This is a genomic window from Bacillus cereus group sp. BfR-BA-01356 (assembly GCF_022663635.1).
Lineage (GTDB): Bacteria > Bacillota > Bacilli > Bacillales > Bacillaceae_G > Bacillus_A > Bacillus_A cereus.
Genome location: NZ_JAKUFX010000101.1, coordinates 1 through 21,362 on the forward strand (window position 1 = coordinate 1; position 21,362 = coordinate 21,362).

Here is a 21,362-nt window from a genome sequence, read left to right on the forward strand (position 1 = left end):
TCTAGAAATATCTTGAGACGTCCAAGTATTTTCTTTATTACTGGACTCTTATTAGAGAGTAAAACTAAGCCTGAGATAGGGCTTAAATATTAATATACGAGGGGAATTAAATATGGGGCCTACGCAAGAGACTTATACAATTGTACGTTATCAATCTGGTACATTTTCAAAACAACTGGATGAGATTGTTACAGAATCTCCTATTACTATTAAATTGAATGGTGAAGAATATGTAACAGTCGTATGCACACCAAATTATATTGAAGATATGGTAATTGGTTTTTTAATTTCTGAGGGGATTATTTCTTCCTATAACGATGTTGAAGAACTATGGGTTCAAAAAGATAACGGAATTGTCCATGTAAAATCATCAAAAGTGAATCCGCTCTATCAAACTTTATATAATAAACGATACGTCACTTCTTGCTGCGGAAAAGGTAGACAAGGTTTTATTTTCGTAAACGACGCAGCAAAAGCAAAAGACTTACATGATATACACGTAAAAATTACTCCTGAAGAATGTTTTTACTTAATGAATACTTTACAACAATCTTCCACTACCTTTCGCCAAACTGGTGGTGTTCACAATACCGCGCTATGTGATCGAAATAATATCCTTCTATCAAGAATGGATATCGGAAGACATAATGCATTAGACAAAATATACGGTCATTGTTTACGCAATGATATATCTGTTAAAGGAAAAATTATCGCATTTAGCGGACGTATTTCATCTGAAATTTTACTCAAAGTTTCAAAAATCGGATGTGAAATTGTTCTATCTAAATCTGCCCCAACAAAACTAGCATTGCAACTTGCCCATGATTTAGGCATTACAGTCGTAGGGTTTATTAGAAATGACTCTTGTAATATTTACACACATCCAAAACGAATTGATGGCTATCAATCCAATGTTTAAAAAATAACTCCTCAATCGAGGAGTTATTTTAGTTATAAAAATGTAACATATTAAACACTTGAATAGTTAATAAAGTTAATATATAATTTCATTACATAATTAAAACAAAACATTGTAGCATATATCTTTTCATTCTTTTACAAATTAAAAGAGACTTCTAACAAAACGCATACACATTCTTATAAAAGCAATGGATTTATTTTATTTAAAATCGACCAAGGAGGTTACAACGATGGAAATTCGCTTATTAACGACAGAGGACGCAGAAATATATTTAAAAGTTTGTATGGAAGGTTTAACGAAGAACCCGGAAGCTTTTAGCTCTTCTTATGAAGATGTTCTTAAACATGAGGATCCTGTAGCTGCTATGGCAAAACGATTAAGCAATCCGGATAAGTATACTCTAGGGGTCTTCAAAGATAACGATTTAATTGGTATCGCTACTTTAGAAACAAAGCCTTTCATTAAACAAGAACATAAAGCAAAAATTGGCTCCGTTTTTGTTTCCCCAAAAGCACGTGGTCTCGGAGCAGGACGAGCTCTAATTAAAGCAATTATTGAAAATGCCGATAAATTACATGTAGAACAACTTATGCTCGATGTTGTAGTTGGTAACGATGCAGCAAAAAAATTATATGAGTCATTAGGTTTCCAAACTTACGGCGTACAAGAGCGTTCATTAAAACATAACGGTCAATATTGGGACGAGGAACATATGGTTCTGTTCTTAAATGATTAATACTTCAATATAAGGTGAAACTTTACTCAGTGGGGGAGTTTTCCAAAAACATCTTTCTTAATAAGAAAGATGTTTTTTTCATTACAACAATGTAATCTTCATGTCACCTTTATCGATCGTACCAAACCTTTCCATTCATTATACTAAAAATATAAAGTGAAACTTTACTCAGTGAGGAACTACATCCCACGCTGATCGCATGTACTTGATATGTAGAGGAGAATGTGACATGAAACAAAACAAACGAGCTATGCTTTTAATATTTACTACAGCAATTGTAACTTCTGGATTAGCAATTTTACCTTGGTTTATTATATGAACACTCCCCCTAACAATGAAAAAAGCTGATTGCTTCTTAAGAAGCAATCAGCTTTTTTTATATTATAAAATCCCCAAAATTTTATTTACGCAACTTATAATAATAACCATAGATACGGCAACGCACATGACAACCGTATTACGATCTTGCTTTTCTTTTTTTGAAATTTCTTCTTTTGAATTCATGTGTATGATCTCCTTTTAAAAAAAGTGTGAGATAGGAAATTTTTCTTATCCGATGCGAGGTGAATACGAAAACCCTCTCTATCTCACATACACAATAGAATGGAATTGTCATTTTATAAATAAAATGACATGACGTTATGTCGCAACATAGGGTATTTTGTGTCGCTACGTTTTCTATTATAAAAAATAGTTGTGCAAAACTAGTGCATTTTTTATGTCAATTACTCTGAGCGAAAAAATCAGCCCTCCATTCAATCACATAAAAAGAGTTTTTTATTATTTTCATGTAAACTATACAAGTAGAATGAACAGTTTGGGGTGCACAAGATTATGGTAAAAATTTTATTAGTAGACGATGAAGAACGTATGTTACGATTATTAGATCTGTTCTTAAGCCCTCGCGGCTATTTTTGTATGAAAGCTACCTCTGGCCTTGAAGCACTAAAATTAATCGAACAAAAAGAATTCGATATTATTTTATTAGATGTTATGATGCCAAGTATGGATGGATGGGATACTTGCTATCAAATTCGGCAAATTTCCAACGTTCCTATCATTATGTTAACAGCTCGCAACCAAAACTACGATATGGTGAAAGGCCTCACGATGGGCGCAGATGATTATATTACAAAACCATTTGATGAGCATGTATTAGTCGCACGAATCGAGGCTATATTACGCCGTACAAAAAAAGATGGCTTTGTTAGTTTCAATGGTATTGAGTGGGATAAAACGAAACATACTGTCACAGTTTATGATGAAAAAATCTCATTAACTCCTATCGAATTTTCGTTACTCGGACTATTTTTACAAAATACAAACCGTGCTTATAGCCGAGATGATTTAATCGAAAAAATTTGGGGCTATGAAACAGATATCGAATATAGAACAATTGATTCACACATTCGTAATATCCGTGATAAACTACGCAAAAAAGGATTTCCTATTGAAGATTACCTAGAAACGGTCTATAAAGTCGGATATAAATGGAAAAGTGAATAATTACTTCGGTCAGTGGGAAATCGTATACCACTGACTCTTTATTATGAATAAGGTATGGTGAAAAAATGAGTAAACTTTCCCTTAAAATTGGGACATACTTTTTAATATTAGCTTTATGTATTGAAACAATTGCCTTCGTATCTTTTTATAAAAGTCTTTCAAAAATGCGTATTGTAGAGGAAACAGATGCTCTTTTAGAGAAAGGTAATCGCTATAGTAAAAAAATTAAAAGCCGCGAGAGACGGGATGAATATTATAAAGAAATGAAACACGCTGAACATAATAAAAATCCTAAACGTCCTGTGTACCCTGAGTTCGATATTACGAATGAGGCTGCACACTTAGTTGAATCGGAATCAATTTCTAACTCCGATATAGCTATCATTATTACTGACCATAACGGCAAAATTATTTCCACCTCAGAACCCGTAACAAAAGATATGCAAAAACAACTTACTTGTAAAACAGAAACTGTCCCAGACGGCGGATTGGTCGTTGAAAGGAACTGGAAAAAATCAAAGTTCATCACAACAGTAAGCCCACTTAACACAACAAAGTTTCAAGGAAAGCTATATATGTTATTAAAAACATCTTTCCTAGAAAATATGTTACTTAAACTCATGAACCAATTTCTTATCATTAGCGTTTTAACAATTATTTTAACAACAATTTCTGTCTTTGTTTTTTCACGCGTTATTACAGAACCACTTGTAAAAATGAAGAGAGCGACAGAAAAAATGTCAAAATTAAACAAGCCAATTCAATTAGGTATTAAACGAAATGATGAACTCGGAAGTTTAGCAAAAACAATTGAAGATTTATCGAGTGAACTTACGTATATGAAAAAAGAGCGCAATGAATTTCTCGCTAGTGTCGCTCATGAACTATTAACTCCATTGACCTATATGAAAGGTTATGCGAAGGTAGCAAAGAGAGACTCTTTAACAAAAGAGGAGCGAGAAGAATACTTACAAATTATTGAGGATGAAACGGATAGTGTAACCGATCTCGTCCAAGATTTATTTATGCTTGTACAATTAGAACAACACCAATTTGTTATAAAAAAACAAAAAGTGCTTCTTCAGCCATTTTTAGAACGAATGGTTGAAAAAACAAAAACAACATTAACAAATAAGCAAATGCAACTTCATGTATATTGCAAAGATGATTTAGAAGTTTGCATAGACGAAAGACGTATGGAACAAGTTATGTTAAATTTATTACACAACGCTTATCAACATTCGCCAGAAAACACATCCATTACGATACGTGTACTCATGGAAACAGATTCTTTTACAATAAGTGTACAAGATGAAGGTGAAGGTATTCCTGAAGAAGATATCCCGCATATTTTTGACCGTTTTTATCGTGTTGATAAATCCAGAACACGAGCTACAGGCGGAAAAGGCATCGGGCTAGCTGTTGCAAAAGAAATTGTAGAATTGCATAATGGTTCTATTCTAGTAACAAGCCAATTAGGAGCGGGAACAAACTTTATAATCGAGCTACCTTTTGAATAATATGCGTGTGAAAACACCAGTAGTAGTAAACACTACTGGTGTTATTTTGTTCATAACAACAGCTCATATAAGCTAAGCTTTTGAAATTATTCTTATTTCAATATAAAATAAAGGTACATTTGCAAAGATTTGGAGGGTGATATAATTGGATATCCATGTATTAACAAAAGACGAAGCAGAAATTTACTTAGAACTTCGCGTAGAAGGATTAAAGCAAAACCCTGAAGCATTCAGCTCTTCTTATGAAGATATTATTAATAAAGAGTGTGCAATTGAATATAAAGCACAAAAATTAGCACAAGACGAAAACTATACGCTAGGTGCATTTAAAGATGGAAAATTAATCGGGGTTGCAACACTGGAAACGAAACCATATGTAAAACAAGAACATAAAGCTAAAATCGGTTCTGTATATGTATCTCCAAAAGCACGCGGACTTGGAGCAGGAAAAGCACTTATTAAAGAATGTCTTGAGCTTGCTAAATCTTTAGAAGTAGAACAAGTTATGCTTGATGTTGTTGTTGGCAACGATGGAGCGAAAAAACTTTATGAATCATTAGGTTTTAAAACATTCGGTGTACAAGAACGTTCATTAAAATATAACGGACAATATTGGGATGAAGAGCATATGGTCTTATTCTTAGATGAAAATAAATAATAAAAAACATCCTCATGTTTGGAGGATGTTTTTTACTTTCTTGTAAACCATGCCGTGTGTAATAATTGAATCGCTTTCGCAATCTCGCCCTCTGATAATATCGCAAACCCAAGTAAAACTACATTCTCAGGCGCCGTACCGTCTTTATAGTACGTAGACACAGGATATATTTTGATACTATGTTTCGCAGCTTCTTGAATTAATTCTTCTTCCCGCATTCCATTATGCACTTTTAATAAAATGTGTAATCCCGAATCTTCTCCTATCACTTCAACACGATTAGAGAAATACTTCTCTATTTCAAAAACAAGTCGATCTCTCTTCTTTCGGTAGACGACACGCATTTTATGAATATGTTTTTCCCAATAGCCTTCATTTAAAAATCTTCTAATCACTTCTTGGTCCATTCTTGAAACACTTTGTGTATAAAATAAATATTGCTGTTGATACTTTTTAATTAATTTCTTCGGCAACACCATATAGCTCATCCGTAGCGATGGCAATAATGCTTTAGATAGCGTCCCCATATAAATAACTTTCCCCTCTGTATCTAACCCTTGCAGCGCCGGTATAGGCTTTCCAGAATAGCGAAATTCACTATCGTAATCATCTTCAATAATATACCTGCTCTCTTCTTTCTTTGCCCATTGTAAAAGCTGCATCCTTCTCGTAATAGGCATAATCATTCCATATGGAAACTGATGGGAAGGTGTAACAAATACAACATTCGCATTGCTATTTTCTAAATCTGCAATACAAATTCCATCTCTATCTAAAGATAACATTTGGACTCTTGCTTCTCCCTGTTCAAAAACAACCATCTTTCTATGATACCCTGGGTTTTCAACTGCATAATTGCTTCCCTTTAACAATTTAAACAATAGTTTCACTAATATTTGTGTTCCCGCTCCTAATACAATTTGACTAGCTGAACAACGTACACCTCTAGATTCATACAAATAATTCGTAATCTCTTCTCTTAAGCTCGCTTCTCCTTGAGGGTGTCCTAGAAAGAGAAGTTCGTTATTATGCGGCTGCCATATTTCATTTACAATTTTCCGATACATATTGAATGGAAAAGCATTTGTATCAATTCCTGTTTGTGTAAAATCAAATTTATAACTCTTCTCCTGAAACGGTACTTCTTCTATTCTATCTCCGCTATCCTCTACATGAGCCATTTGCTCAATTTTGCATACAAAATAGCCTTTTCTCGATATCGACTCAATATAACCTTCTGCAAGTAATTGTTCGTACGCTGCCTCTACTGTATTTTTACTTACTTGTAAATGTATCGCTAACTTTCGCTTAGCCGGTAATTTCGTAAAAGGGACAATCGATCCATCTTTAATCTCTTTTTTTATATACTCATACAATTGCACATACAATGCCTTTTTACTATTCATATTTAAATTAGGCGTTAATTCTAACATAATATCTGACCCCTTAATAAAACTAAAATCTGATACTTTTTACAGTACCAGATTTTATATATAATTCCTTTTATCATGTCACACATAAAAAATCAAATACCGGAGAGGAGAAACATGATAATGAACAATGGTAGACGTATCGGACTTATTATGATTATTACAGGGGCTACATTATGGGGATTATCTGGTCCAATGATTCAGTGGCTATTTCAGCATACTAATGTATCCTCAATTGATTTTTTAACAATTCGATTGTTGCTTGCAGGAATATTTATTTTGTCTTTCTTACTTATAAAGAAACAAAACATATTTCAAATTTGGAAACACCCTAGATATTCTATACAACTTATTATTTTTTCTATTCTCGGCATGCTCGGTGCGCAATACGCCTTTATCGAAACGGTTCATATTAGTAATGCAGTCACAGCAACGCTATTTCAATTTCTAGGTCCTGTTCTTATTACCATGTATGTTGCATTTGAACAAAGAAAATTCCCTGCTTCCATGCAACTATTCGCAATTATAGCCGCGCTAATAGGAACATACTTTATTATTACAAATGGCTCAATTGAAAATATTGTTTTATCCAAAGAAGCTATTATTTTTGGACTATTAACAGCAATCGGATTTGCATTTTATACCCTTCATCCGGCTTCTCTCATTAAAGAATGCGGGACAACTGTAGTAATTGGTTGGGGGATGTTAATCGGAGGAATTGCACTACTTATTTATAATCGTTCATTCGGGTGGAATCAATTTTCACAAACCCTTACACTAAAAACTTTTTCTATGCTTATTCTTATCATTATTAGTGGTACCCTTTCTTTCCTTCTATATATCGGTAGTCTTAAATATTTAGCAGCAACAGAAACAAGCATTTTATCTAGCATTGAACCCCTTGTAGCTGCCATCGTTTCAATCACTTGGCTAAATGAATCTTTTGGAACATATCAATTATTAGGCGGCGTATGTATCGTTCTGTCCGTTATTTTTTTGACGATGCCTCAAAAAGAAACCGAACCAACCTATACAACGGAACAAATATAAAATGAAACTTTAATTAGTGGGGACTATCTCCCACTAATTATTAACCTACACCAATCGGGCTTTTATGGGATAAAAATGTCAAAAGAGGTCGTACAAAACTTACGACCTCTTTTTATACTTTAAAGGAATTGTCCCGCCTTCTAGCAAATACAATTACACTAACAATAAAAACTAGGAGTGTGGCACCATGAAAAAAATCGGAACTATGCTACTTCTCTCCTTCCTCATCACTGGATGCACACAAACGCAACCGGATTCAAAAGAACAAAAAAAAGACGTAATAGCAACGTCATCCACTCAAGTGAACGCACCTTCCTTCTTTCACCTTAGTGTTTTAAAAGATGTAAATTGGGAAGAAACACCTTCTTTCGTAGAAGGAAAAATGCCTTTAAAAGGCATCGAAGGTAAAGTCGCAATGGCTGATAGTCCTATTATCGCAAATGAACAAAATGAAATAATGTGGCACTTTCTAGATTCTGAAATACCAACTGGAAAATTGTCTATTATTGCGCTAAAACAAGGATCTGTAACTCCGACACAAGTACTCTTTCAAAAAGAAACTTCCAAACAAACTTGGACTACTTCAAATACAATCGATTCTACTACAAACGAACTCCCTCTCACTATGTCACTACCTTCATCTGGATTATGGTTATTAAATATATATGTGAATGAAAAATATTATGATCAGTTTGTAATCACCGCTGAGTAAAGTGACAAAAATAAGCCACTTTCTTACAACAATGTAATTTCTACGTCATGTACTTCGATAGTTGAATTATCTCTCTTCTCTTATACTTAAAGTAAGAAATGAAACGAGGAGAGATGAGAGATGAAAAAAATGATGGAAGTGATCGTAGCAGTAACTGAGGTTTTAGTGAATGGTAAACAAGTTGCAATGGAATTAAATAAATAGTGAAGAAACATAAATAATTCTACACTTCTTCATTATTTTGATTTCTTATCTCAAAAAAGCAGTGCCTTTTAGGCACTGCTTTTCGCTATTAATAACGTGGTATTTTCGTAATTTGTGCCACGCCTGAATCAATAGCTGCTTTCGCTACTGCTTCTGCAACACTTGGAACAACTCTTTTATCTAATGGATTCGGGATTACATAATTCGCATTACGTTCTTCATCAGTAATGATGTTAGCGATCCCATATGCTGCCGCTAATTTCATCTCTTCTGTAATATCAGTTGCGCGCACATCTAACGCACCGCGGAATATTCCGGGAAACGCCAATACATTATTTACTTGATTCGCATAATCCGAGCGCCCAGTTCCTACTACAGCTGCACCAGCCTCTAATGCATCCTCAGGGAAGATTTCTGGAATTGGATTCGCCATTGCAAACACAATTGCTTTCTCATTCATCGTCTGTACAAGTTCTTTCGTTAATACGTTAGGAGCAGATACGCCAATAAAAATATCAGCTTGTTGAATCGCTTCTTTTAACGTTCCACGCACATGTTCACGATTTGTCTTTTTTGAAACTTCAATTTGTGCTTCGTTCATCCATGTTTCACCTTCACAAACAATACCTTCTAGGCTAACTAACGTAATGTGCTTTGCACCAGCCTTTAATAATAATTTTCCAATTGCAATTCCTGCCGAACCCGCACCGTTAATAACGATTTTCACATTATCCATTTGTTTGCTAACAACTTTTAATGCATTAATAACAGCTGCTAAAACGACAATAGCTGTTCCATGTTGATCATCATGGAATACAGGAATATTCGTTTCTTCTTTTAATCGTTTTTCAATTTCAAAACAACGCGGTGCTGCAATATCTTCTAAATTAATCCCTGCAAATGTAGGCTCTAAATTTTTTACAAGGGTAACGATTTCATCTACATCCGTTGTGCCTAAACATAATGGGAAAGCATCTACATTCGCAAACTTCTTAAACAAAATACTTTTTCCTTCCATAACAGGCATAGCCGCTTTCGGTCCAATGTTTCCTAAACCGAGTACCGCTGTTCCATCTGAAACAACTGCCACCATATTGCCACGTGCTGTATAGTCATACACTGTTTCTTCATCTGCCGCAATTGCTTTACACGACTCCGCTACACCTGGTGTATACGTCAGGCTTAAATCATCCGCTGAATTTACCTCCACTTTACTTGTAATTTCAATTTTCCCTACTAATTCTTTATGCAATAACAATGATCTTTCATTAATTTGATTTTCTAACATACTTATAATCTCCCCTTAATTTGACAAGCTAGCTATATGAATATAGCTAGCTTGTTTGATCATGAAAACATTTTTAATAATATTGTCGCCGTTACAACCATTGCCGCCCCGCCTAAACGAGTTGAAATTTGCGCGAACGGCATTAATTCCATACGATTTGAAGCCGATAAAATAGCAACATCTCCAGTTCCGCCTAAACCGCTATGACATCCAGTTACAATCGCCGATTCAACTGGATACATTTTCATCACTTTCCCTACAAGAAAACCTGATGCTACCATTGTAAGAACAACCGATGCGCACACAACAACATATCCTACTGAAAGAACTGCTGCTACGTCTTTTAACGGAATATATAGCAATCCTAATCCAACCATTAAAGGCCAAGTTAAATTCTTCGAAATAAATTTATATAAATGGAATGCTCCTTGCTCCATTTTTGCTGGCATTAATTTAAAGTATTTCACAAGTGCTGCTGAGAAAATCATAATGATTGCCCCAGGAATACCGATGAACTTAGAAGCAAATCCTCCGAAGATGAAGAACGTACACGCAATTAATAAACCTGCTCCCATTAATGAGAAGTCAATTGGCTTCTCTGTATTTTGTTCTTTTAATAATTCTGCTTGATTGTCTGTTTTCACTAGTACACCGTTACCACTAAGCTCCGGTTTCTTCTCACCTAAACGCTTCATATACCCTGCACTTACAATTGCGAACATATTTCCAATAATAGCTGCTGGAATAAGCTGTGATACAAACGTTGCTGACGATTCATTTAAAATATCACTATAAGCTAGCGACAATGGTAAAATCCCTTCCCCGATACCACCACTCACAATTGGTACGATGATAAAGAAGAATGTGTGCTTCATTTCAAATCCAAATAATGAACCGACCAATAACCCTACTGCTACAGAAGCTAACGTCCCTACTACTAAAGGAATAAACATGCGAACGAAACCTTGTACTAACACTTTACGGTTCATTCCTAAAATACTTCCGACTACTAAACAAGAAATATATAAATATAAAAAGTTCGATTTTTTCATTAACATAGTCGCAGCTTCCATTGAAGCTGGATTCATCCAGTTAAAAAATACAAGTAATGATGGAATAAATAACGAAAGTATTGCTGGACCGCCGATATTTTTTAAAATTGGAATTCTCATCCCAATATCGCCTAAGAAAATCCCCATGATCATAATAACTGCAAATCCACCAATCATATCTGCTGGCAATTTATTATATACAGATGCCCCATAAATAATAGCAGCCAATACTACATATAACGGTAAAGGTATAACACCGATTTTTACATTCATAATTTTAGAAGCGAAAGATTCTCTTTGTACTTCATTTCCTTCAGAAAATGATACCGCTTCCACATTCTTTTGAATTCCCATATGGCACCCCCTCGTTTTCTTAATAACAATATTAAAACGCTTTCAATAGTAAAAATAGTTTTTGTAAGTTTTGTAATTGATTTTGTAATTAAAAAAAGTATAAGCGACTTATACTAAGTCGCTTATACGTAAAACTCTATTTTCTTTTGATCAACACATCTTAATTTACTTACAGGTCTTCCCACATGTTGGTACATCATTTCGTTTTCTAACACCCCAATGTCAGTCAAAAACATTACATATTTTCGAATAGAAACTCTTGAAATTCCAACTAATTGTGCCATTTCATCTGTTGTAAACACCCTTCCATTCAACGACTCGATCTTCTGCCAAATTAATTGCAATGTTTGCTTCGTTAACCCTTTCGGAAGCTCTTTCGTGACAGTAGGCGCCCTTTTTTCTTTTTGTAAAATTAACGAATCTAATTCCGATTGACTAATTTTTTGTTGTTCTTTCATAAAAGTAAGTTTTTCTCGATATATAGTTAATGCCTCTTTAAATCGTTCAAATGTAAATGGTTTAATTAAATAATCTACTACGCCATATTGTAATGCTTTTTTAATACTTCCCATATCATGTACAGCTGAAATCATTATAATATCGATTTCTTTTTCTTGGTTCCGGATATACATTAAAAGCTCAAAACCAGTCTCTTCAGGCATAAAAATATCAAGTAATACTAAATCTACTCGTGATTTCTCTAATATTTCTATCGCCGACTTTACTGAGTTAACTGCTTGAACAAGCTCAAACCCTCCTACTTGCTCTAAATAATGCGTATTTAACATTGCTACCATCGGGTCATCTTCTACAATTAAAACTTTAATCATATTTGCCTCTCATCCCTACCTTTAGGTATTTCAATTGTTATCGTTGTTCCCTTACCTACTAATGAATGCATATGAATTTCCCCATTTATTCGCTGTATACTTTCTTTTACAAGATACAAACCATAACCGCGGTTATCTCCCTTTGTGGAATAACCTTTCGTAAATAATTCCTCTATTTCTTTTTCTTGTATACCTTTTCCCGTATCTTGTACTGTAATAGTTAGTATATCCCCATGTTGTATCTTAACTTCAACTCGCTTCTTTTCACAATTCGTAACTGCCTCTAATGCATTATCAATTAAATTTCCGACAATCGTAATAAGTTCATGAGTAATACTTTCATCATCTATTTCCGGCATATAAGAATCTTCACTTATAATTAATTTTATATTTTTCTCTCTAGCATAGCTGAGCTTACCTAGTAAAAAACCAGCAAATACTGGACTTTTTATTCTTTTCATAACTCCACCAATTTCATATTGATGCTCTGATACCATGCCGCTTATATACTTCTGTAATTCTTCATACTGCTTCATATGTGTAAGCCCTAATACGACATGCATCTTATTCATAAACTCATGAGATTGTGCCCGTAATGCTTCTGCATATAGTCTAATACCAGTTAGTTCCTCTGCTAGTTTTCTAATCTCTGTTTTATCACGAAATGTTGCAATTGCACCAACTATTTCTCCTTTTACATATAAAGGAACTCGATTCGTCACAATCGTAATTCCATAAATATTTTGTTCTTCGTTTAATTGTACTTCTCCCGTTTGCAATACTTCTTTTATACGTGAATTTGGCATATACAACTCAACATCTTTACCGATAAAATCTTCTTCAAGTCCGCTTTTTTTAAATAGACGTTTCGCTTCATTATTAATTAATGTTACTCTAGCCTCTTTATCTACAGCAATAATACCTTCCTTTACAGATTGTAGCATCGTATTTCTTTCTTCAAGAATTTTTGCTATCCTGTGCGGCTCAAGACCGAATAAACTTTTCTTTATATGTCTAGCTAGCAATATTGCTCCTATAATTCCGACTAATACACCAACTCCGACACCAATATAAATGATATGTCTACTTTCCTTAACTCTCTCTTTTACATTATCTGCTGAAATACCAACAGCCACAGCTCCAAGTTGTTCACCTGTTTCAGAAAATATTGGTACAAACACTCGCATGGAAATACCTAAAGTTCCTTCTGCTAACGATACATGTTCTTTTCCTTTCAATGCAGGCCCTTCATCTCCCCCAATAAAATGATGCCCTATTTTTTGAGGATTTGGATGTGACTTTCTTATTCCATTCATGTCCATAACTACAATAAACTGAACACCTGTGTTTTGTAATATTCTATTTGTATACGTTTGGATTGCAGAGGTATCTGCTTTCCCAACCAAACCATCGATTACAATCGAATCATTCGCCACAATGTGTGCAATTGTTTTTGCCTTCTCTGCTTGGCTATCCTCCGTCGTCCGTTCTACATTATGACTAATTAATATATCTGTCACAAGTAAAGAAAAAATTACAACTGTACAAACTAACAATGTAATCGTTTTCCATAAATTCCATAGTCTTCTTCTTTTTTTCATCCCGTTAATGACTCCCCTAATTGCTGAATAGAAAAATAAGTAAGGTGATATTATTTTCACCTTACTTATCTGCTGTTATTATACTTTAAATTTACTAGTCATCGCTTGTAGTTCTTCTGCCATCTCAGCTAAGTTTTGCGAAGCTGAACTAATTTCCTCCATGGAATTAACCTGTTCTTCTGTTGAAGCTGCAACACTTTGCATACTAGCTGTATTTTCTTCTGCAGCAGCTGCAATTTCATCAATAGCATTTGTCACTTCATTTGCATCTCCAGCAATTCTCTTCGTTGTTTCTACCATTTGATTAACTTGAGAAACAATATGTGTAGTAGAACTTAAAATTTCCATAAAACTTACTTTCGTTTTTGTTACAACATCAAGGCCCTGTTGAACTTCTCCATTCACATTATCCATCGCCTTAACAGTATGTTCAATATCCGCCTTAATTTCTGCAATTAAATTTGCAATCTCTCCAGATGACTCTCCTGATTGCTCTGCTAATTTTCTAACCTCATCTGCTACAATAGCAAATCCTCGTCCCTGTTCACCTGCTCTTGCTGCTTCAATAGCCGCATTTAAAGCTAATAAGTTTGTTTGAGTTGCGATGTTTTGAATTGCTTCAGAAATAGCTCCTACTTGCTTTGATTTCTCATCAAGAAGTTTAATAATAGCATCTGACTCGGATACCGACCTAGAAATAGACTGCATTTGTGTTGCAGTTTGTTCAACTAAATCTTCTCCCTCTTCAGCTCTTTCTCGCGCATGTAATGAGGAAATAGAAATTGACTCTGCGCTTCCAGTTACATCTTGAATTGCTGTATTTACTTGTTGCAATGTAGCCGCACCTTCTTCAACACCTTGACTTTGTGATTCAGCCCCACCTGATACTTGTTCCATTGCAATTGTAATTTGATCTGTCGCATCATTTGCTTGCTGTACGCTCGCTGTTAACTCTTCTGCCGATGCTGCAACATGTTCTGCTGAAAAGCTAATTTGGGTAATAACATCTTGTAAAGACGTAGACATTTCATTAAATGAATTCCCTAATTTCCCTATGTCATCCTTGGAATGGATTGTAATTTTCTCTGTTAAATCTCCCTTACTAATTTTATATGCCGATTCAGCTATTTTTCGTAATGGCCTTGTAATAGACTTTGTAATGAAATAAATTAATATACTACCAAATGCAATAGCGATAGCAATGACAATCAAAGTCTTATAAAACACTGGACTGGCAGCTTGGGTAATTTCTTCATCGAACATAACGCCAACTACTTTCCAGCCCGTTTTCTCATTTGTTGCAAAGATTAAATTCTTTTTATCATCTTGTTCTGTATAAGACACATTTCCTTGTTTATCTTCATAAATTGGTTTAATCCAAGGATCAGTAACTTTTGCACCTGGTTTTCTAGATGGATGACTAACAATTTGCTTATTTTGATCTAAAATAACTGCATAACCTTTTTCACCAATGTTAATCATTTTGGAAATTTTTAAGATGTTATCTAAGTTTAAATTAATTCCTATAACACCTTTACCATCTTTTACTTCTTTTGCAATTGTCACTACCATATTTTTTGTAGATGCTGATTGATATGGTGCAGTAACAATTACTTTCCCTTTATTTTCATGTGCTTCTTTATACCAAGATCTATCTGTTGGATTATACCCATCAGCCATTTGGATAAATGGTTCTCTTATAAACTTTCCCGTCTCTGTTCCAATATAAATACCTTCTACTTCTGGATGAAGTTTTATATATTGCGCTAACTTCGTTCTTACTATTTCTTCTTGTCCGTTTGGATATGTATCCTCTGTTAAGATGTCTGCAAAGTATGTCGCATCAACAAATTTCTCTTCTATATTTTGAGAAATAACAGTATTTAAAATCGAAATGTTTTCCTTTGCTTTACCTGTGATTTGTTGTTCAAAATTTGTTTTGGCAGTTTGATATGAAACACCACCGATAATAAGTCCTGGTATAGTTAAAATTAGAAAAAATGAAATGATTAATTTTTTCTTGATACTCATACATTTAACCCAGTTAAATATTTTTTGCATAATAAGCCTCCTTTATGTAATGTGGATACTTGTGTCATTTTATACAATTAACATATATAAAACAATATATAATGATAACATGTAATTTTTTCGTCAATTATGCATTTTTGCATATTCACTCCTTATACGTATTTTAATCATAAAAATAAGAGAACTTTAGCATTATATATGCTAAAGTTCTCTTATTTCTTAACAGCTTATACTCTATAAAACTTCTCTTATAATCCTCAAATCTTTATCCTTCGCCTTACAGTCATATTACTAAAACTCTTCGTCCTAATTTATTTGACGCTCTTTACATAACTAATTGCCTGACTTCCCATTTGCGCCCATGCCTGTTCAAAGGTTTCTCTCGGTACTTTTACATCTAAGCTACCCTCAAGTGGATCTCGAATATATACAGATTCCTGATCATACCCGATAAGTACAATACAATGTTCATTATACGTAATAGAAACATCTCCACTATTTGTTTCCCATGTAGTAAATTCATCTGCATCTAATGGTGCAAATGTTGCATTTGTGATCATGACTACAGGTTGCCCTGCTTTTATACTCTTATAAATTTCTTCTATATTCTTCCCTGTTAAGTCTACAGCTTTATTAGGTAAATATTTTTCCGCTAACTGAAAAAGTGGCCCATGATATACACCATATCCCGATTCAGAAAATGTATAAATATTACCTACAAATCCTTCATTTGGATTCCCGCGCACACCATCGTCTATAAAATCAACTTTTTTTATTTCATTTGCTAATGTCATCTTATCCACTGAAACACCAGCGTATTGTAGCATCATCGCTAAACTCGTCACTTCACAGCCTCTATCCAATTCTGGTAACTGCTGAATTAAGGGAACATTTGATAAGATGACTTTTTCATCGTTATTACTAAACTCCGTTTCTTTTCCTCTTTGTATATTTGAGAATGTTAACTTCTCTACATACTTTGGAATTCCATTTGTATATACACTCCATATTGCTGCACCTAGTAAAGCTGTACATATATACCACTTCAATTTTCTTATCGCTTTCACACCCTTATTAATTCGTTAAATAAGAATAAAATGCGTCAGCATCCGTTCGTACCATCGGTACAAAATTTAGTTCTTTTCCTTTTTCAGGCTGATCTTTTTTTATCTTTTCCGCTAACTCTTGAATATTCATATTCATTTTATCCATATTAAGCTCATCTGCCATTTGTAGCACCTTTTGTTCATTAATTTCTCTTAATATTTGATATATATCTTTACCATACAAATCAATATGATGTTTTTTTGCTTCTTCTTGTACTTTTTGTTCGTACACTTCTTGTGCTAACTCTTCAATTTCTTTTCCTTTTTGAGAAATGTCTAGCTTTTCTGCTTCTTCTCTTACTTTCTTTCCGTAGATTTCTTCCGCGATGTCTTCGATTTCTTTTCCATCTGTCGAAATACCTAATTTATCTGCTTCATCTTTAATTTTAATCGCATTAATTTGAGTAATTAAATCTACAATTGATGTATTCTCTATAGATATACCTAGCTTTAACGCTTCTTGCTTTACTTTTGTTTCATAGATTTCTTCTGACAGCGTCCCAACATCTTTTCCTTCAATCGATATGCCTAACTGCTCTGCTTCCCTTCCTACTTCTGTTTCATGAATTTCTTTTTCTAGTGTAATTTGTTCTTTTCCTTCCGTTTCAATACCTAGTTTCTCTGCTTTTTCTTCTGTATGCACTGCATGTATCTTACCATTGTTCAATTGTTCTTTACTGCGCTGCGTGTAATCTGTCTTTCCTTTTTGTGTTTCAGAAGGAGAGGCACCCCCTAATATACTTAAACTCATTACTCCAATAGTGAATACCGCCATCATTTTCTTTTTCAAAATTAATTCCTCCCTCTTATACTTTCTTTCCCATCATTCCCCTAGTTTTTTTAATACTATACATACATCTCATCGCTGCTTGAGATAACATTATGATTGATAACCCCCACTCACATACACCTAGTCTCTTCTTCATGTAACGAACTTTCTTTATGCCATACATAATATAAATAGTTTCTTAACTTTACCTTAAAAAAAGACGACCCTGTAAAAACAAGGTCGTCTTCTTACTTATATTTTTTGGTTTTTAGGGAAAATCACTTCAAAACAAGTGCCATCTCCCCATTTGCTCTCTACTGATATTTTTCCGTAATGCTTTTCTACAATCCAATTTGCGATTGAAAGACCTAATCCAGCTCCTTCTGACGTACTTCTTGCTTTATCCCCTTGATAAAAACGATCAAATAATTTCGGAATATCTTCTTCTTTCACTCCTATCCCGTCATCTTTCACCTGTATGCGAATTGAACTACTCGTTTGCGTGCAATCAATTTGAATATGCCCACCTTCGTTTGTATACTTCATCGCATTATCTAACAATATGACCATCATTTGATGAATCCGCTCTCTATCAGCCATAAAAGATACACCACGTTCTACTTTTAGCATCATTTCTTTTTCTTGATAAGAAGCAATCTCTTTATATGGAGCTACTATTTCTTCTAACAATTTATCAAGTTCAAATGTTTTCTTATCCATCTCAATTTGATTAGAATCAGAACGTGCTAGCAATAATAAATTACTAACGAGTTTCGATAACCGCCTACATTCTTTTGAAATTGTAGAAATATCCATCGCTTTTTCTTCTATCGTAGCGGATGGTGACTGGAATAAAACATCCGTTTTTGATTGAATAACTGCAAGTGGTGTCCTGAGTTCATGTGATGCATCAGAAACGAATTGTTGCTGTTTCTCCCATGAACTTTGAATAGGTACAAGTGCTCTACCAGCTAGGAAAAAGCCAATACCTATCGCACAGAGGCTTCCTATGCTACAACCTATAACGAGAATTAAAAATAAAGTATTTAACATTCCTTCTTCCGCTGTTATATCTCGCACGATTTGAACTATTTCTCCATCTTTTTGAAGCGAAAATGCTCTAAAATATCGTCCTTGTATTTCAATATCTTGTAACTCCTCTAATTTTTCGGGAGAAAAACTTTCCAAATTCTCTTCAAAAATAGAACGGAATTTACGGTTATCGCCCTCTATTTTCACTATTTTTCCATTCCAAGTTATTCTAGTTACTCGCGGATCTCCAATTTGGATATTCTCCATGCGTTTTCTTGGTGGTATTTTAACATCTAATTTTTCTCTATACTGAGCCATCATTTTTATAGATTGATCCACTTCATTATAAATACGCTTATATGTGTATGAATAAATAATACTACCTAATATACCTATTAATAGAATAAATACTAATGAGTTCACTATAGTCAAACGAATGCGTGTTTTTTGAAACATACTTCCTTTTTTCATTGTTCTTTTAATATATATCCAATACCTCGAACGGTTTGAATATCTTTCTGATAACCGAATGGTTCTAATTTTTTACGCAAATGATGCACATATACTTCTACAATCGCTACTGTAGTATCTGAATCAAATCCCCAAACACGATCAAAAATTTGTTCACGCATTAAAATCTTCCCGCTATTTTGAATGAGATACTCTAGTAGCTCATATTGTTTCAATGTCAACTTAATACTTTGTCCATCTACTTGAACGTCTTTATCTTTTCCGAACAATTCAATCCCTTTATAACGAATTGTTTGCTGCGTTGTTAAACTACCACTTCTGCGTAGTAAAGCACGAATTCTCGCTTTTAATTCAGGGGCCTGAAATGGCTTAACAATATAGTCATCTCCACCAAAGTCCAATCCCTTCACCCGATCTTCTAAAGAATCTCTCGCTGTCAAAAACAGGACTGGTGTTTCAATCTTTTCATCTCGTATTTTTTGAATCACTTCAAATCCGTCCATCCCTGGCATCATCACATCCAGCAAAATTGCATCATATATATTTTGAAGAGCTAAAAACAATCCATCTTCTCCATTTATTGCCGTATCTACTTCAAATTCATCACGTAAAATTTGTACGATAGACTCTAATAACGAAGCATTATCTTCTACTACAAGTAAACGCATGCTCTCACCTTCCATCAAATAATTCAATTCTATTTATTATTACATTTCTTCTCTTTATAACAAAAGAATGTAGTTACATTACGTAATTTCATTTTTAACTATTTCCTTCTAAAATTTTGAAGTTTTATTATAAAAACTTTGTCTTAAATTTAGCTTAATAAAAAATTGAAAGAAATAAGATTCCTCTTATCTCTTTCAATTTTTTATTACATATACCTTTTTACTCGGCAACTCTAAACAATTTAGCTGACCGCCATACACAGCCCCGCCATCAATCCCAATAATACGATTACTACCAAAATACACTCCGCAATCCTCACTACCATGAAGCGTTTTTGTTTCCGTATGCCCAAATACAACAACCTTTTCACCGCTATATCCATTATGAAATTCATTACGGATCCACATTAATGTATATGGTTCAGATTCAGAAACTCGTTTCATCGGTTCAACCCCAGCATGTACAAATATATACTCTTCTGTTTCAATGTAATGATCTAATTCTTGAATAAACTTTATATGTTCCTCTAATACACGAGAGTGTAAAATCGGTTTTTGGAAGTCTTTCTCATTAACCGCAATATCTTCTTCTACAAATCCATAGCTATATAATGTCTTATCTCCACCATTTCTTTTTACCCAATGGTTCCATGAACGTTCCTCATTTGTCGTTAACGCCTTAATCATCATATCTTCATGATTTCCTTTTAAAATGAGTGCTCCCTCTTTTTTCAATTCTCTTACCTTTTCAATTACAGCACGCGCATTTGGACCACGATCTACATAATCTCCCAGTAAGATTAATTGATCCTGTTTCGCATCATATTGAGCTTCTTCCAATAACTGTTCGAACTTTTCTATCTCTCCATGAATATCACTAATAACAAGAATTCTTTTCATATTATCCCCCCTCTTTCTAATTATAGTTCAAAACGACAGAAAGTTCAGAATTGAAATCCCGCATTAACGGGCAGTAAGCCCCCCACTGATTACAGTTTCACTTTATTACAAACTAAACTATTATCCTTACAACAATGTAAGTCTCTTGTCATCCAATTCGATAGTTGTAATTACTGTATTTCCTTATACTGAGAGTAAGAAATGAAACAAAAAATAAGGAGAGATGAAAAAGTAATGGAAGTTGTAGTAGCGGTAGTAGAGGTTTTCGTAAATGGTAAACAAGTCGCAATGGAGTTAAATAAATAATGAAAAGGACAACATTCACTCTAGACCCTTTACTCATATAAAAGAGATAAGACTTCATCATTTCTTTGATCCCTTATCTCCCTATAAAGAAAGCCGTATCCCTTTTATGATATGCTCCCCCTATAGTAGACAGAAAAAAGAAAGCTTTATATCCTGTCTACTATAAGGGGGATTTTTTTATGGGGAAAATTAGAAGAACATATGATGAAACATTTA

Annotated in this window: 19 protein-coding genes and 1 pseudogene; 7 read left to right on the forward strand and 13 right to left on the reverse strand. The window is 34.1% G+C overall.

Annotated features, from left to right (window positions below; translation table 11 throughout):
• The first annotated feature begins 112 nt into the window (after nt 1-112).
• Nucleotides 113-919 carry a formate dehydrogenase accessory sulfurtransferase FdhD gene (gene fdhD / locus MR168_RS24830; protein WP_000529241.1) on the forward strand — a complete coding sequence of 269 codons (807 nt, stop codon included), beginning with the start codon at nt 113-115 and terminating at the stop codon, nt 917-919.
• 232 nt (nt 920-1,151) lie between these two features.
• The gene (locus tag MR168_RS24835) at nt 1,152-1,658 is read left to right on the forward strand and encodes a GNAT family N-acetyltransferase (protein ID WP_000405875.1); all 507 of its coding nucleotides are present in this window, start codon (nt 1,152-1,154) and stop codon (nt 1,656-1,658) included.
• Nucleotides 1,659-2,039: 381 nt separating this feature from the next.
• Here MR168_RS24835 and MR168_RS33445 read toward each other — a convergent pair whose 3' ends face one another.
• Entirely contained in the window at nt 2,040-2,162 is a 123-nt protein-coding gene (locus tag MR168_RS33445; protein WP_001085006.1) for a hypothetical protein, read from the reverse strand.
• A gap of 330 nt (nt 2,163-2,492) precedes the next feature.
• Between MR168_RS33445 and MR168_RS24840 the strand changes: the two genes are divergently transcribed.
• From MR168_RS24840 to MR168_RS24850, 3 genes are all read left to right on the forward strand, one after another.
• On the forward strand, nt 2,493-3,164 hold the full coding sequence (locus tag MR168_RS24840) for a response regulator transcription factor (protein ID WP_000238957.1): 672 nt from the start codon (nt 2,493-2,495) through the stop codon (nt 3,162-3,164).
• Nucleotides 3,165-3,229: 65 nt separating this feature from the next.
• Nucleotides 3,230-4,684, forward strand: coding sequence for a HAMP domain-containing sensor histidine kinase (locus MR168_RS24845; RefSeq protein ID WP_000041024.1), 1,455 nt, complete (start codon nt 3,230-3,232; stop codon nt 4,682-4,684).
• 145 nt (nt 4,685-4,829) lie between these two features.
• Nucleotides 4,830-5,342: a GNAT family N-acetyltransferase gene (locus MR168_RS24850; protein WP_000351212.1), complete on the forward strand. Its 513-nt coding sequence runs from the start codon at nt 4,830-4,832 to the stop codon at nt 5,340-5,342.
• A 32-nt stretch (nt 5,343-5,374) separates the two neighbouring features.
• On the opposite strand, the gene pdxR is transcribed toward MR168_RS24850, so the two are convergent.
• Entirely contained in the window at nt 5,375-6,775 is a 1,401-nt protein-coding gene (gene pdxR / locus MR168_RS24855; protein ID WP_086411570.1) for a MocR-like pyridoxine biosynthesis transcription factor PdxR, read from the reverse strand.
• Nucleotides 6,776-6,895: 120 nt separating this feature from the next.
• On the opposite strand from pdxR, the gene MR168_RS24860 reads away from it, so the two are divergent.
• Complete coding sequence (locus MR168_RS24860) at nt 6,896-7,822, forward strand: DMT family transporter (protein ID WP_001059054.1); 927 nt, start codon at nt 6,896-6,898, stop codon at nt 7,820-7,822.
• A 187-nt stretch (nt 7,823-8,009) separates the two neighbouring features.
• The gene (locus MR168_RS24865; RefSeq protein WP_000719692.1) at nt 8,010-8,534 is read left to right on the forward strand and encodes a DUF4871 domain-containing protein; all 525 of its coding nucleotides are present in this window, start codon (nt 8,010-8,012) and stop codon (nt 8,532-8,534) included.
• 292 nt (nt 8,535-8,826) lie between these two features.
• Here MR168_RS24865 and MR168_RS24870 read toward each other — a convergent pair whose 3' ends face one another.
• From MR168_RS24870 to MR168_RS24915, 11 genes and pseudogenes are all read right to left on the reverse strand, one after another.
• Nucleotides 8,827-10,026: an NAD(P)-dependent malic enzyme gene (locus MR168_RS24870; protein WP_016121819.1), complete on the reverse strand. Its 1,200-nt coding sequence runs from the start codon at nt 10,024-10,026 to the stop codon at nt 8,827-8,829.
• A gap of 59 nt (nt 10,027-10,085) precedes the next feature.
• Complete coding sequence (locus MR168_RS24875; protein ID WP_000512722.1) at nt 10,086-11,432, reverse strand: 2-hydroxycarboxylate transporter family protein; 1,347 nt, start codon at nt 11,430-11,432, stop codon at nt 10,086-10,088.
• Nucleotides 11,433-11,554: 122 nt separating this feature from the next.
• Entirely contained in the window at nt 11,555-12,262 is a 708-nt protein-coding gene (locus MR168_RS24880; RefSeq protein WP_000598664.1) for a response regulator, read from the reverse strand.
• Nucleotides 12,259-13,863 (reverse strand): sensor histidine kinase, encoded by a 1,605-nt coding sequence (locus MR168_RS24885; protein WP_000747345.1) that lies wholly within the window; start codon nt 13,861-13,863, stop codon nt 12,259-12,261. Before MR168_RS24885 ends, MR168_RS24880 begins: the two co-directional genes overlap by 4 nt.
• 78 nt (nt 13,864-13,941) lie before the next feature.
• Complete coding sequence (locus MR168_RS33960; protein WP_444551298.1) at nt 13,942-14,889, reverse strand: methyl-accepting chemotaxis protein; 948 nt, start codon at nt 14,887-14,889, stop codon at nt 13,942-13,944.
• Nucleotides 14,881-15,924, reverse strand: a pseudogene (locus MR168_RS33965) (HAMP domain-containing protein); the annotation flags it as partial. The pseudogene MR168_RS33965 and the gene MR168_RS33960, both read right to left, overlap by 9 nt.
• A 281-nt stretch (nt 15,925-16,205) precedes the next feature.
• Nucleotides 16,206-16,961, reverse strand: coding sequence for a C39 family peptidase (locus MR168_RS24895; protein ID WP_002023225.1), 756 nt, complete (start codon nt 16,959-16,961; stop codon nt 16,206-16,208).
• Between the two features lie 7 nt (nt 16,962-16,968).
• Complete coding sequence (locus MR168_RS24900; protein ID WP_086411572.1) at nt 16,969-17,790, reverse strand: transporter; 822 nt, start codon at nt 17,788-17,790, stop codon at nt 16,969-16,971.
• Nucleotides 17,791-18,021: 231 nt separating this feature from the next.
• Entirely contained in the window at nt 18,022-19,272 is a 1,251-nt protein-coding gene (locus tag MR168_RS24905; protein ID WP_000715832.1) for a sensor histidine kinase, read from the reverse strand.
• The gene (locus tag MR168_RS24910; protein WP_001238623.1) at nt 19,269-19,940 is read right to left on the reverse strand and encodes a response regulator transcription factor; all 672 of its coding nucleotides are present in this window, start codon (nt 19,938-19,940) and stop codon (nt 19,269-19,271) included. The genes MR168_RS24905 and MR168_RS24910 overlap by 4 nt, the downstream gene beginning before the upstream one ends.
• 195 nt (nt 19,941-20,135) lie before the next feature.
• Entirely contained in the window at nt 20,136-20,840 is a 705-nt protein-coding gene (locus MR168_RS24915; protein WP_000821975.1) for a metallophosphoesterase family protein, read from the reverse strand.
• Nucleotides 20,841-21,362 lie beyond the last annotated feature (522 nt).